The sequence below is a fragment of the Streptomyces sp. NPDC017056 genome (genome assembly GCF_044332485.1).
GTDB lineage: Bacteria > Actinomycetota > Actinomycetes > Streptomycetales > Streptomycetaceae > Streptomyces.
Map to the genome: position 1 here is coordinate 232736 of NZ_JBIRPD010000001.1, position 11656 is coordinate 244391.

Sequence of the window (11656 nt, forward strand, 5' to 3'; positions counted from 1 at the left end):
TCAGATGAGGGCGGTGGCTTCTTCGAGAGAGAGGCCGCCGCCCTCCGCGTACGCCCGCTCGTAGGCGGCGTCGTCGCCGAGTGCCGCGCGCGTCTCCGCCTCGGCCGCCGCCCGGTTCTTCCGGATGATCCGCTGCGGCCGGCGGGAACCGGCGCGGAGCGTGTCGTACGCGCCGATCAGCCGCGCCGCGTCCGTGCCGCCGGCCGCCGCGCCCCGCACGCCCAGCAGCACCCGCGCCCCGGTCAGGAGCTGGACCACCGGCAGGTCGGGCGCGACGATCTGCGTCAGTTCGTCCTGGAACAGCGCCATGGCCGACCGGACCTGCGGCAGCATGCCGGGGGCGAACTTCCCCTCCTCGATGTCCAGGGCGATCAGGGACATGGCCAGCACGCCCTTGAACAACTCCGGTCCACGCTGGCCGAACGTTTTGCGCACCTCTTCCAGGTGACCGCGCGCTTCCCGGAGACGGCCCGCGCACGTGAGGTGCGTCGCGAGCGTCAGATGGGCGAACGGCACCGCGTCCCGGCCGCTGTTGTGCTCCTTCGCCAGCTCCAGCACCTCGTACAGCAGCCGCTCGCCGGTCGCTTCGTCGTCGGCCTCGATCAGCACGCTGCCCAGCCGGGTCTGGAGCAGCAGGATCTGGCTGCGCGCCCCGAGGTCCTCGGCGTAGCGGATGGCCGCCCGGTAATCCTCGGCGGCCAGCTCGTACTCGCCGCGCCCCTCCCGGGACTCGCCGCGCCCCGCGATGGCCTCCGCCGCGCCCCACGCGTCCCCGAGCCGTACGAAGATCTCCAAGGATTCGTCGGCGTCCCTGCGGGCCTTGGCCAGGCCGCCCGGCCGGTCGTTGAAGATCTTGGCGCGCAGCTGGAGGACGAAGGCCAGCTCCCATTCGTAGCCGTACTCCCGGCAGGCGCGTACCGCGTCCTCCGTCATCTCCGCCAGGTCGTTGAACCGGCCCGTCAGCAGCACCGCGTAGTACCACATCACGCCCGGCAGCCGGCAGGTCTGCGGCATGCCGCTGCGGTAGGCGCCCAGGATGCCGGTCAGCTCGTCCCGCCGGTCCTGCTTGCGCAGCACCTCGATGTCGCTCTCGACGCTGGCCAGCCCGACCAGCCGGATCTCCCGGCGCGCCTCCTTGAGCTGCTCGGGGTCCATCGGCGGCGGCGCGTCGATGGGCCGGGCGTGCAGGACGGGCGCCGGTTCGACGGGCAGCGCGAAGGGGTCGGGGCCGAGGGCCGCCACGGCCGTCGACCAGGCGCGGGCGTCGGCGCGGTGGTCGCGCAGCGTCCAGAACCACTGGAGCGAGAGCAGCAGGCACAGGGCTTCGTGCTCGTCGTGGGCGGCGACGGCCCGGCGCAGCGCGGTCCGCAGGTTGTCGTGTTCCAGTTCCAGGCGGTCCAGCCAGGCGCACTGCTCGGGGCCGCGCAGCAACGGGTCCGCGTTGCGGGCGAGTTCACGGTAGGCGACCAGGTGCCGCCGTTCGGTCGCGGTCCGCTCCCCCGCCTCGTCCAGGCGCTCGCCCGCGTACTCCGAGACGGTCTCCAGCAGCCGGTAGCGCATCCGCCCGTCGGCGTCCTGGCCCGCGACCACCAGCGACTTGTCGATCAGCGAAGCGAGCAGGACGGCCACGTCGCGGGGCGCCACCCGCGCCCGGGAGCCCGCCTCCCCGTCGCCGCAGACCTCCTCCGCGACGACCAGGTCGCAGCCGCCGGAGAAGACCGACAGGCGGCGCAGCACGGCCCGTTCGGCGTCGTCGAGCAGGTCCCAGGACCAGTCCACCACCGCGCGCAGCGTCTGCTGCCTGGGCAGTACGGTACGGCTACCGCTGGTCAGCAGCCGGAACCGGTCGTCCAGCCGGTCGGCCAGCTGGCGCGGGCCGAGCAACCGCAGCCGGGCGGCGGCCAGTTCGATGGCGAGCGGCAGCCCGTCGAGCCGCCGGCAGATCTCGGCGCAGGCGACCGGGTCGTCCTCGACGCGGAACCCGGGCCGCGCGGCGGCCCCCCGGTCGGCCAGCAGCCGCAGCGCGACCGGGTCGGGCAGCGGTTCCACCGGCCGCAGCGCCTCGCCCGGCACGGCCAGCGGCTCCCGGCTGGTGGCCAGCACCGTCACGCCGGGGCACTCGGCCAGCAGCCGGTCCGCCAGTTCGGCGGCGGCGCCGATCACGTGCTCGCAGTTGTCGAGGACCAGGAGCATCCGCCGGTTCTCGCAGAACTCGGCGAGCTGGGCCATCGGGTCGTACGCGGACCGGTCGGTGGCGGCGCGCAGTTCCTCGGCGGTGGAGCCGCGCAGCACGGTCTCGCGCGCCCCGAGAGCGGTCAGCACCGCTTCCGGGACGGTCTGCGGGTCGTCCACGGGCGCCAGCTCCGCGAACCACACCCCGTCCGTCCAGGCGTCCGGTGCCGCGGCTGCCGCCGCCTCGGCACTCTCCTGCGAAAGCCGCGTCTTCCCGGCGCCACCGGGACCCAGCAGGGTCACCAGGCGATGGGCGGCCAGGTCGGCACGGATCGCGGCCAAATCGTCCTCCCGGCCCACGAAGGAGGTCGGCCGCGACCGCAGATTGCCCGGCCGGGCGGCAGGCCCGCTACGAACACCGTTCACGGCACCGCCCCCAGGGGCCACCCCCGCGCTCCGCCCGGCGGGCCGTCCACCACCACCCCCCGCCAGCACCGGCCGATCCGTCTCACCACCCCCCTCCAACCGCAACAACTCCCCATGCAACTCGCGCAGTTCGGGGCCCGGCTCGGCACCCAGGCGGTCGGCGATCGCGGCACGTACCGAGGCGTACGCGTCGAGCGCCTCCGCCGTACGGCCCGCGGCCCGCAGGGCACGCAAGCGCAGCGCCTGGAGCGGCTCGTCCAGCGGATGGTCGGCACACAGGGCCGCCAGCGCGGGCAGCGCCTGGCCGGCACGGCCGAGGGCGACCTCCGCGGCGAGCCGCGCACGGCGGGCGTCCAGGTGGCCGCGCTCGGCGCGCGCCGCCTCGCCCGCCGCCTCCGGGAGGTCGGCCAGCGCCGGGCCGCGCCAGAGCGCGAGGGCGTCGTCGAGCAGCGCCGCGGCCTTGACCGCGTCGGCGTCCGCCAGCGCCTGCGCCCCCTCGGTGGCAAGCTGGTCGAAACGGTGCAGATCCACGTCGGCCGGGGCGGCGCGCAGCCGGTACCCGCCGTGTACGGAGTCGATCGCGTCCCGGCCCACGGACCGGCGCAGCCGCGCTATCAGAGCCTGCAAAGCGCCGGTCGCGTCGGCGGGCGGCTCCGGGCCCCAGACGTCGGCGATCAGCAGATCGGCGGCGAGCGCCCGGCCGGGGCGCAACGCGAGCGCCGTGAGCAGTGCGCGCAGGCGCGGACCACCGAGGGCGACGGGCGTACCGTCGCTCCGGTGGGCCTGGGCGGTGCCGAGGATTCCGTAGCGCACCGGCCCATTGTCCTTTATGGACGGTGATTTCACGCGCGGCGCTCCCCGCACGCCACGTCCACCTCGACGATCACGCCGCACTCGGCACGGTGGTAGGCGCACCGGCCCCCGCCGCCCTTCGCCCGCGGGCCGGCGCCCGGCCCCGTACCGTCCGCTCCGTCCGCTCCCTCCTCGACGCGGCCCGCGAACCACCTCGGGCAGTGCTCGACCGGGCGCAGCCACCGTTCACCGGGCACCGGCTCGGCCGCCCGGTACCCCACGACCACCACCTGTATGGACCGGACCCGCCCCGCGACCCAAGGAGCCCCCGACCCCTTCTCCGGCGCGCCCCCGTGCAACGTGGCCACCCGCAGCCGCCCCCGGCCGTCCAGACAGTCCGCCCAGATCTCCGCGTCCGCGGCCGGCACGTCCTCGAAAACCAGCGGCCAGGCGACCTCGTCACCGACCGAGAAGGGCTTGCCGCAGCACTCCAGCTCCCAGCTGCGGTGGAAGAGCCTTACCGTCCGCCCCGTGCCCGAATCCGTCATGGGCCCAGCCTCCCGGAACTCCCCACCCGCCGCCCGCCGTTTTCCGTGCACGGCCGACCGGTCCGCGGATACGGTCGGTGCTGCCTGCCACAGAACTACCGGGAGCACCAGAAAATGACCACAGCAGCACAGCGCGCCGACCGCCGCGTCAGCCCGGTCTTCCTCGCGCTCGTCGCCGTCATGGCGGTGTCCGGGTGGGCCGTCTGGACCGGACGGCTCGCGGCGAGCACCGGCTTCGCCGTCTTCCTGTTCGTGGTCTCCGGCTGGATCGTCTCCCTGTGCCTCCACGAGTACGCCCACGCCCGCACCGCCCTGCACAGCGGCGACATCTCCATCGGCGCCAAGGGCTACCTCACCCTCAACCCCCTCAAATACACCCACGCGCTGCTCAGCATCGTGCTGCCGGTGCTCTTCGTCATCATGGGCGGAATCGGCCTGCCGGGCGGCGCCGTCTTCATCGAACGCGACCGCATCCACGGCCGCTGGCGGCACAGCCTCATCTCGGCCGCCGGCCCCCTCACCAACATCCTCTTCGCCGCCGTCGTCTCGGCCCCCTTCTGGCTGGGCGCCATGGACGGCGTACCGCAGCCGTTCCGCTACGCCCTGGCGTTCCTGGCCCTCCTCCAGGTCACCGCCGCCATCCTGAACTTCGTCCCGGTCCCCGGCCTGGACGGCTACGGCGTCATCGAACCCTGGCTCTCCTCCAACCTCCGCCGCCAGGTCGAGCCCTTCGCCCCCTTCGGCCTGATCGCCGTCTTCGGCCTCCTGTGGATCCCGGAACTCAACACCGTCTTCTTCGACGCCGTCGACGCCATCCTGCGCACCCTCGGCATCACCAACTGGGACACCTACTGGGGCCAGGAACTCTTCAGGTTCTGGCAGGGCGAGCCCCAGATCCCGTAGCCGGGCGGGGCGGGCCCGGCACAGGGCTCACGCGGGCGAGGCGGGGAACCCCGGCCCTACTCCGGCCGCTCCGGGGCGGTGTCGGGAATGACGAAGCCACGGACCGGGGCGTCGTCCCGCCCTTCGTCTTCCTGGGCTGCCCGGTAGGACCGCACGAGTTCGGCGTACCGGGAATTCGTCCACTCGGCCATGGAGCCTCCAATCGATGCGCCGAGTGTGGCAGACGTTCACTACGGCTTGTCGCGACATGGCGGACGTGGCGCGGGCATGGGCTTGGTCGGCCCGTCGTCCGGTGGGGAGTGCTGGCACTGAGCGGCGACCGTGACCAGCTCCGCTCCGCCCGGAGGGCCCCACAGGTCGGCGTCGACGTCGTAACCGGCCGCCCTGATGGCATCCTGCGTACGTTCCAAGATCGCCGGGTCGTAGTTGCCCGGCGCGTACCCCGGGTAGTGGTGGACGCGGCGTCCGAGCGAGTCGCACAGCTCCGCGTACACACTCGTGTGAAGGATGAGAGCATGCCAGCCCTCGTCGACGACTCGGGACGGCGCAAGCGCGGCGTCCGGCGTGGCAGCGCACGCGGTGACGAATTTCAGCCCTTCGTCGGTGATGCGGACCGCCGTGGTGACGTCCATGCCCGGATTGTTGTCCTTTACCGTACTCACGATGCTGACGTGCGCGGCAGCGCTGATCAATTCCCGTACGTTCTTCATGTGCGGCTCCCTTTGCCCGGCACCGTCACCGCTGCCCGTTCGTCTTGCCGTTCGGATGGGGGTGGCGCCAGATCTCGACGCTCGCGTCGACGGCCGTGGCCGGCAGCCCGGCCACGCGCGCGGCGGTGCGGCGCTGGTCCGCCGCGGCGCAGCGTGTGCACCCCGGCTTGGGGATGGGATCGACGTCTGCTGAGTACGGGTCCGTCAGGTACACCGGAGGTCCTTGGATTCCGCGGGGCTTGCTCATGGGAAAACCATGGCTCCTCCGCGCAGGACAGCCCAGATACGCTGCGTAGCAGTTCGACGCGAGGAGGGGCGCAACCACCACATGACGTGGTAGTCAGCCGCTGACTCCCAGGTGAGCTACGAGCGTTCGCATATCGTCGGTGAGCGTACGCGTCCGGGTCCTCAGCACGTTCTCCAGTACGCGGCGTGCCATCGGCTGATGGCGCATCCACTCCGGCTGCGACCGGAAGACCCCCATGAGTTCGCACGTGGCGTCATGGTGCGCACCGGTCAGGCTGTGAGCACGTGCGACATCGAGCCGGTACCGGCCCCACACGTTGCTGCCGGGGATGCCATACGCCCGCAGACTGTCTTTGTGGAGCGGCCCGGTGTCCGCTCGCCGCAACACCCCTCGCGCGTCCCCCTTCAACGACAGATCCTCGATGACCTTGATTTCCGCCGTAGCCGGTCCGAACGCCGCCCAGTGGGTGCGGAAGTCGGCGTGTTCGCGGCCGATCGCGCGGGCAGCCGTGGCGGCCATCCTTCGGGCGCCTTTCGCTTCTTCCTTCCGGTTGTTACGCACGGCAGCAGCAGCCACACGGAGGAACAGTTCACCCCAAATGGCGAGCTCCTCCGGCGCGGCCTTCGACATCCGGGGCTCCACCGCGTCGGCCGTGTCCGACGCCAGGTCCGCACATTCGGCGAAGCGGTCCTGGCGTAGCAGGAGCCAGCACAGCCCGATGACGCCGACGGCGGCTGCGGACGTCGCCTCGACCTCGCGGGCGTCCCGGATGCCCGAGGCCAACGCTTGGTACGCCAAGTCGTACTGCCGTACCTGGGTCAGGTACTTGCCCGTGAGGAACAGAGCCTGGGCCCGGGTCACCAGGGTCTGGTGCCGCTGCTCGTCCCCGTCGGCCACGCGCGCACTTCCCCCGGCGGCGGAGAGGATGCCGGGCAGCCGCCGCGCGACCGAGTCGTAGCGGTCGGCCTGGTAGAGCGCGTGCGCTTCGTCGATGTCATGCAGCAGCACGCTCCGGGGTACGCCTGCCTCCTGCGCCCCGGCCACATCGACGAGCCCCACGGGCGGCATCAGGTGACGGCGGAGGTCCAGCAGCTGCTGACGGCTGGGGCCGTCGTCACGGACCGGTTCGGGGCTCGCGGCCGGGGCGAAGAGCGCCGCCGTATCGACATCCAGGGCCTCCGCGAGCTGCGCCAGCGTTTCGACGCGCGCCACGCCTCCCTGTTCCAGCTTGCGTACGGTGCCCAGGGACACCCCGGCCGCCTCGGCCAGCCGCTCCTGGCTCCACCCCAGGCGACGGCGGTGTTTGCGGATGTTGGTCGAGATCTCCGGAGACATGGCAATCACCTACCTCTGGCACCAGGGTAGGGCGTCCTACCCGTGGACCAGGTGCCCCCGAAGGGCCTCCACCGGGCCGCCCGGCGCACTCCCAAAGCCGACCTGATGCCAGCACTGCGTGCACCCCTCTCTGCGCCTGTCGCTGCGTCATCACGCACAACAGCCGCCCCACGTCGGCAACGTGCCGATCGCACGTCGGCCAGTATGGAGTCATGCCGGAAAACATCGGACCTCGCGTCCGCCACCCCCGGGGCGAGCGTTCACAAGCGTGGCACGCCTCGGTGAGGCAGCAACGCAAGGACGCCGCCGACCGCGTCCCGCTGCTTCGCCTGAATGAAACGCGCGGGCCCGAGTACGCGCAGGCAATCCGGGAGGCGTCGCAGCGGCTGGTTTTTCTGGACAACGAGTTGACGGGCCTGCCCATCGCCGAAGTGGCGGCACGCACCTTCAAGAGCGTGCACAGGCGGCTAGGGGACGGCGAATACGACAGCAGGTACGAGCGCGACATCAGGTCGGCGGCGAGCGAGCTGGCCGAGGTCGCCGGCTGGGTCCTCTTCGACGCCGAGCAGCACGAAGCCGCACGCCGCTTCAACCAGGAGGCGCTGTTCCTGGCAAGGCTGTCCGGCGACCGGTCGATCGAGCTGCTCATCCTGCAGAACGTGGCGATGCAGTCCGGCTGGCTCGGGCGGTACCGCGAAGAGCTGGCCGTGGCCCGCGCGGTCATCGAGCAGGACCGGCTGTCGCCGCGCGTGGAAGCGATCTTCCGTATGCGCGAGGCCAGGGGGCTCGCAGGCTGCGGTGCCCTTGCCGAGGCGGGCCGGACGTTCGAGAAGGCGCGGTCACTGCTGGAGTGCGACGACCCATCGGGCGCCCCCGCCTGGGCGTGGTGGATCATGCCGAATGAGATCGACGGGCACCACGGCCACGCGCTCCAGAGCGCAGGCGATCACGCGGGCGCCGTGCGCTTCCTCCAGCGCTCCACAGAGCAGCGAGGCGGGCCTGTAGTCGGTCACCGGGGCATGGCACCCGCTCGGATGCTGAACTGCCTGCTGCACCTCTGCGCATGGAATGACGCCGAAGAGCTAGCGGTCGGCATAGTGCCCACCGTGGGCGAGACCGCGTCCGCGCGCACCCTGCGGCTACTGCACGAAGCCGTACAAAGCGGGCTCACCTCGGCCAAAGCGCCACCGCGGCTCCGCGACGCCCTCAAACATCTCGACGACACCATGCACGCCGACCCGTATGCGCTCTGACCGGCGAGCGCTCGCCACGGCCTTCGCCGCGCTCCTGCCCCCCGACGACCACGGGCGCGTCAGCCGCTCCATCGCACGCCCGGCCAGGCTGGACCGGCAGGCGGTCGACGCGTTGGCCGGGGTTCTGGCGGCGCAGCGGAGGCTGGACGACGCGGTGGGGGCGGCGCCGCTGGTCCGTCCGACGGAGGCGCAGCTTCTCACCGTGAAGCAGTTGCTGCGCGATGCTCGCGGGCCTCACCGGGACGCGCTGCTCGGCGTCGTCGCGGAGTACGTGCAATTCGCCGGGTGGTTGCATGCTTCGGCCGGGAATTACGTGGAAGCGTCGGTGCACCTGTACGACGCGGTGGAGCTGGCGGACGAAGCGGGTGAGGGCACGCTGGCGGCTCAGGCGCTCAACTTCCGCGGCTACATTGCGCGCCGCCAGGGGCGTCCGGCAGCCGTCGCGCGGTGGTTCGACGCCGCGTACCGTACGCCGGGCGCCCATGCCGCTCAGCGTATGGGCGACGCGGCCCAGGCGGCCCAGGGGTACGCCCAGCTGGGAGAGCGCGAGACGGCGAAGCGCCTCCTGGGCGAGGCGGGGAATCTCGCCGAGGCCGCTCGCGCGCAGCCGCCCGGGACGGCGTACTGGCTGACGCCGGACTTCCAGCGGCTCTCACTCGGTCTGGCGCACTTGGGGATGGCGGAGTACGGCGCCGCCGCGGACCACCTCCGCGCCGGGCTGGACGGCCTGCCCGCCGAGCAGCGCCATGCCGACTGGACCGCCGAGTACCGGGCGGCGCTGGAGGAGGCGGAGAGGGCTCGGTGAACGGGGGTGGGTGCCCCGGGCGGGCCTGGTCCGGTCGGTGTGACTCAGACCGCCGAAGCCGCCCCCTCGCGCTTCGTGCGGTCCAGCTTGGCCTTGCGTACGTAGAACCACGCCATGTTGCTGGAGATGCCCGCCATCAGGATCCATACGATGCCGAGCCAGCTGCCCTCGGCGAAGGAGACTACGGCCGCGGCGACGGCGAGGATGCAGACGACGAGGGCGAAGACGGCGAGGCGGGGCATGGGGTCGGCTCCTGTGCGAAGGGGAGGTATGGGGGTTTTCCTCCAGTGTCCCCCATGGGCCTCGGCGCGGAGGGCCGGGGGCGGCCCCGGGGCCGCCCCCCGGAAGGGGGCGGGTCAGTCGCCGTAGGTGACGTAACGGCGTGCCGCGCGTCGGTCAGCGTGGCGTCGCTTGCGGTTGCCGGTCTTGACCATGTCCTGCCACTCCTTGACGCAGCCGCGCTTGTGGCACCCCGCGCAGCAGGTGCGGCCGAGCAGGATCATGCCGGGGTCCGCCCACCGGCACCGGGTGGCGGCGGGGTCGCGCACCGGGTGCGGTGGCAGGTCGCAGGGGCCGTAGCGGTGATCGTGGACGGGGCGGGGGCCGTGTTCCGCGTGGCGGACCCACAGTGGTTTCGTTTTGTCCGTACGGGACATCGCGTTCCTTCCGGAACCCGCCGCCCGGGCTCCCGGACTTTCCGGGCGGGCGGCTAGGTCGACCACTGCATGGCGTCACGTTCCTTTCGGTGGAGGAGGAAGAGGCGGGTGGGTGGACGCGGGTGGTCGGACTATACGTCCGTGATCCGCAGGCCCGCGTGGGCCTTGTAGCGGCGGTTGGTGGAGATGATGTTGGCCACCAGGGATTCCACCTGGTGGGCGTTGCGCAGGCGGCCCGCGTAGATGCCGCGCATGCCGGGGATGCGGGCGGCCAGGGCCTGGACCTGGTCGGTGTCGGCGCGGGATTCGCCGAGGACCATCACGTCGGTGTCGATTTCGTCGACCTCCGGGTTCTGGAGGAGGACGGCGGAGAGGTGGTGGAAGGCGGCGGTGACCCGGGAGTCGGGGAGCAGGGCGGCGGCCTGTTCGGCGGCGCTGCCTTCCGCCGGCTTGAGCGCGTAGGCGCCCTTCTTGTCGAAGCCGAGGGGGTTGACGCAGTCGATGACGAGTTTGCCGGTCAGCTCTTCGCGGAGGGCTTCGAGGGTCTTGGCGTGGCCGTCCCACGGGACGGCGACGATGACGATGTCGCTGCGCCGCGCGCACTCGGCGTTGTCCGCGCCCTCGACGCCCTGGCCCAGCTCGTCGGCGGCGGCCTGCGCGCGCTCGGCGGCCCGCGAGCCGATGATCACCTTCTGGCCCGAGCGGGCGAGCCGGTAGGCCAGGCCGCGGCCCTGGTCGCCGGTGCCGCCGAGGACGCCGACGACGAGGCCGGAGACGTCGGGGAGGTCCCAGGGGTCCTTCTTGAGCGCCTTCTTGGCCTCGGTCGCGACATTAACGGGCTGCGCGTCGTCGCCGGTCCGCGCGTCGTCGGAAGTAGTCATGACAGCGATACTGTCACGCCTTCACGCTGCCCTCCGTGAGCCCCGTGCGCCAGTAGCGCTGGAGGACGGTCATCAGCACCATCAGCGGCAGTACGGACAGGAACGCGCCGCCGACCGTGTACTGGTACAGCTCCGGCTGCCGGTCCGCGTAGCCCGTCCAGGAGGTCAGGCCGAGCTGGATCGGGTACAGGTCGGAGTCGGAGAGCATGACCAGCGGCAGGAAATAGTTGTTCCAGATGTGGACGAACTGGAAGAGGAAGACGGTGACCAGGGCCGGGGTCATGAGCCGCAGAGCCAGGCCGGCGAAGATGCGGGGCTCGCCCGCGCCGTCGATGCGGGCCGCCTCCAGGAGCGAGTCGGGTACGGCGGCCGCCGCGTAGATCCGGCAGAGGTAGACCCCGAAGGGGCTCACGACGCTGGGGAGGAGAACGGCCCAGTAGGTGTTGGCCAGGCCCATGGAGCTGAAGAGGAAGTAGAGGGGCAGGGCGAGGGCGGTGCCGGGGATGAGGACGCCGGCGAGGACGAGGTTGAAGACGGCTTCCCGGCCGGGGAACGGGAACTTGGCGAGCGCGTAGCCGGCCGCGGCGGAGAGCAGGGTGGCGGCGAGCGCGCCAACTCCCGCGTACAAGAGGGAGTTGGTGAACCAGCGGAGGTAGACGCCGTGGTCGTAGGTGAGTACGTCGCGCAGGTAGGCGAAGGGGCGCGGGTGGGCGAACCAGAAGCTGAAGGTGCCGAAGAGGTCGGCGCTGTTCTTGGTGGCGGAGACGGCGAGCCAGTAGACGGGGATGAGGAAGTAGGTGGCGGCGAGGGTGAGGAGGGAGGCGGTGATGATGCGGTATCGGAGGGGTGGGTGGGTGGTGGTTCGGGCGGAGGGGTGTGTGGTGGCCTCGCGCACGGTGGTCTTGCCAACGGTGGCCTTGCCAACGGT

General features: G+C 72.0%; 13 protein-coding genes. 3 read left to right on the plus strand and 10 right to left on the minus strand.

The genetic code is table 11. The annotated features are described in order from the left end of the window. Complete coding sequence (locus tag ACH4OW_RS01040; protein ID WP_398023948.1) at window positions 1-3411, minus strand: AfsR/SARP family transcriptional regulator; 3411 nt, start codon at window positions 3409-3411, stop codon at window positions 1-3. A 29-nt stretch (window positions 3412-3440) separates the two neighbouring features. Next, window positions 3441-3938, minus strand: a complete 498-nt coding sequence (locus ACH4OW_RS01045; RefSeq protein ID WP_360135145.1) for a DUF6578 domain-containing protein — start codon at window positions 3936-3938, stop codon at window positions 3441-3443. A gap of 114 nt (window positions 3939-4052) precedes the next feature. On the opposite strand from ACH4OW_RS01045, the gene ACH4OW_RS01050 reads away from it, so the two are divergent. Further along, entirely contained in the window at window positions 4053-4841 is a 789-nt protein-coding gene (locus ACH4OW_RS01050; protein WP_398023950.1) for a site-2 protease family protein, read from the plus strand. Window positions 4842-4897: 56 nt separating this feature from the next. On the opposite strand, the gene ACH4OW_RS01055 is transcribed toward ACH4OW_RS01050, so the two are convergent. The 4 genes from ACH4OW_RS01055 to ACH4OW_RS01070 all read right to left on the minus strand — a co-directional run bounded on the left by ACH4OW_RS01055 (window position 4898) and on the right by ACH4OW_RS01070 (window position 7133). Continuing rightward, window positions 4898-5032, minus strand: a complete 135-nt coding sequence (locus ACH4OW_RS01055) for a hypothetical protein (protein WP_398023952.1) — start codon at window positions 5030-5032, stop codon at window positions 4898-4900. A gap of 39 nt (window positions 5033-5071) precedes the next feature. Then, a complete protein-coding gene (locus ACH4OW_RS01060) occupies window positions 5072-5551 on the minus strand; it encodes a glycine-rich domain-containing protein (protein ID WP_398023954.1) in 480 nt (159 codons plus the stop codon). 25 nt (window positions 5552-5576) lie between these two features. After that, window positions 5577-5798, minus strand: coding sequence for a hypothetical protein (locus tag ACH4OW_RS01065; RefSeq protein ID WP_398023956.1), 222 nt, complete (start codon window positions 5796-5798; stop codon window positions 5577-5579). A gap of 93 nt (window positions 5799-5891) precedes the next feature. Beyond that, on the minus strand, window positions 5892-7133 hold the full coding sequence (locus ACH4OW_RS01070) for a helix-turn-helix domain-containing protein (RefSeq protein ID WP_398023959.1): 1242 nt from the start codon (window positions 7131-7133) through the stop codon (window positions 5892-5894). A gap of 212 nt (window positions 7134-7345) precedes the next feature. Here ACH4OW_RS01070 and ACH4OW_RS01075 point away from each other — a divergent pair, with 212 nt between their 5' ends. Both ACH4OW_RS01075 and ACH4OW_RS01080 read left to right on the plus strand, forming a co-directional pair. Next, window positions 7346-8386: an XRE family transcriptional regulator gene (locus tag ACH4OW_RS01075; protein ID WP_398023961.1), complete on the plus strand. Its 1041-nt coding sequence runs from the start codon at window positions 7346-7348 to the stop codon at window positions 8384-8386. After that, complete coding sequence (locus ACH4OW_RS01080; protein WP_398023963.1) at window positions 8376-9191, plus strand: hypothetical protein; 816 nt, start codon at window positions 8376-8378, stop codon at window positions 9189-9191. The genes ACH4OW_RS01075 and ACH4OW_RS01080 overlap by 11 nt, the downstream gene beginning before the upstream one ends. A gap of 44 nt (window positions 9192-9235) precedes the next feature. Here ACH4OW_RS01080 and ACH4OW_RS01085 read toward each other — a convergent pair whose 3' ends face one another. The 4 genes from ACH4OW_RS01085 to ACH4OW_RS01100 form a co-directional block, all read right to left on the minus strand. Beyond that, window positions 9236-9433, minus strand: coding sequence for a hypothetical protein (locus ACH4OW_RS01085; RefSeq protein ID WP_398023965.1), 198 nt, complete (start codon window positions 9431-9433; stop codon window positions 9236-9238). A 114-nt stretch (window positions 9434-9547) separates the two neighbouring features. After that, window positions 9548-9847 (minus strand): hypothetical protein, encoded by a 300-nt coding sequence (locus ACH4OW_RS01090; RefSeq protein ID WP_398023967.1) that lies wholly within the window; start codon window positions 9845-9847, stop codon window positions 9548-9550. A 131-nt stretch (window positions 9848-9978) separates the two neighbouring features. Beyond that, complete coding sequence (npdG, locus tag ACH4OW_RS01095) at window positions 9979-10728, minus strand: NADPH-dependent F420 reductase (RefSeq protein WP_398023970.1); 750 nt, start codon at window positions 10726-10728, stop codon at window positions 9979-9981. Between the two features lie 13 nt (window positions 10729-10741). Further along, window positions 10742-11623, minus strand: a complete 882-nt coding sequence (locus ACH4OW_RS01100) for a carbohydrate ABC transporter permease (protein WP_398024429.1) — start codon at window positions 11621-11623, stop codon at window positions 10742-10744. Window positions 11624-11656: the final 33 nt, after the last annotated feature.

Bases quoted from the DNA above. Each gene is read 5' to 3' on its own strand.
- ACH4OW_RS01045 (WP_360135145.1), bottom strand. From the start codon at position 3,938: ATGACGGATTCGGGCACGGGGCGGACGGTAAGGCTCTTCCACCGCAGC.
- ACH4OW_RS01050 (WP_398023950.1), top strand. From the start codon at position 4,053: ATGACCACAGCAGCACAGCGCGCCGACCGCCGCGTCAGCCCGGTCTTC.
- ACH4OW_RS01055 (WP_398023952.1), bottom strand. From the start codon at position 5,032: ATGGCCGAGTGGACGAATTCCCGGTACGCCGAACTCGTGCGGTCCTAC.
- ACH4OW_RS01060 (WP_398023954.1), bottom strand. From the start codon at position 5,551: ATGAAGAACGTACGGGAATTGATCAGCGCTGCCGCGCACGTCAGCATC.
- ACH4OW_RS01065 (WP_398023956.1), bottom strand. From the start codon at position 5,798: ATGAGCAAGCCCCGCGGAATCCAAGGACCTCCGGTGTACCTGACGGAC.
- ACH4OW_RS01070 (WP_398023959.1), bottom strand. From the start codon at position 7,133: ATGTCTCCGGAGATCTCGACCAACATCCGCAAACACCGCCGTCGCCTG.
- ACH4OW_RS01075 (WP_398023961.1), top strand. From the start codon at position 7,346: ATGCCGGAAAACATCGGACCTCGCGTCCGCCACCCCCGGGGCGAGCGT.
- ACH4OW_RS01080 (WP_398023963.1), top strand. From the start codon at position 8,376: ATGCGCTCTGACCGGCGAGCGCTCGCCACGGCCTTCGCCGCGCTCCTG.
- ACH4OW_RS01085 (WP_398023965.1), bottom strand. From the start codon at position 9,433: ATGCCCCGCCTCGCCGTCTTCGCCCTCGTCGTCTGCATCCTCGCCGTC.
- ACH4OW_RS01090 (WP_398023967.1), bottom strand. From the start codon at position 9,847: ATGTCCCGTACGGACAAAACGAAACCACTGTGGGTCCGCCACGCGGAA.
- npdG (WP_398023970.1), bottom strand. From the start codon at position 10,728: ATGACTACTTCCGACGACGCGCGGACCGGCGACGACGCGCAGCCCGTT.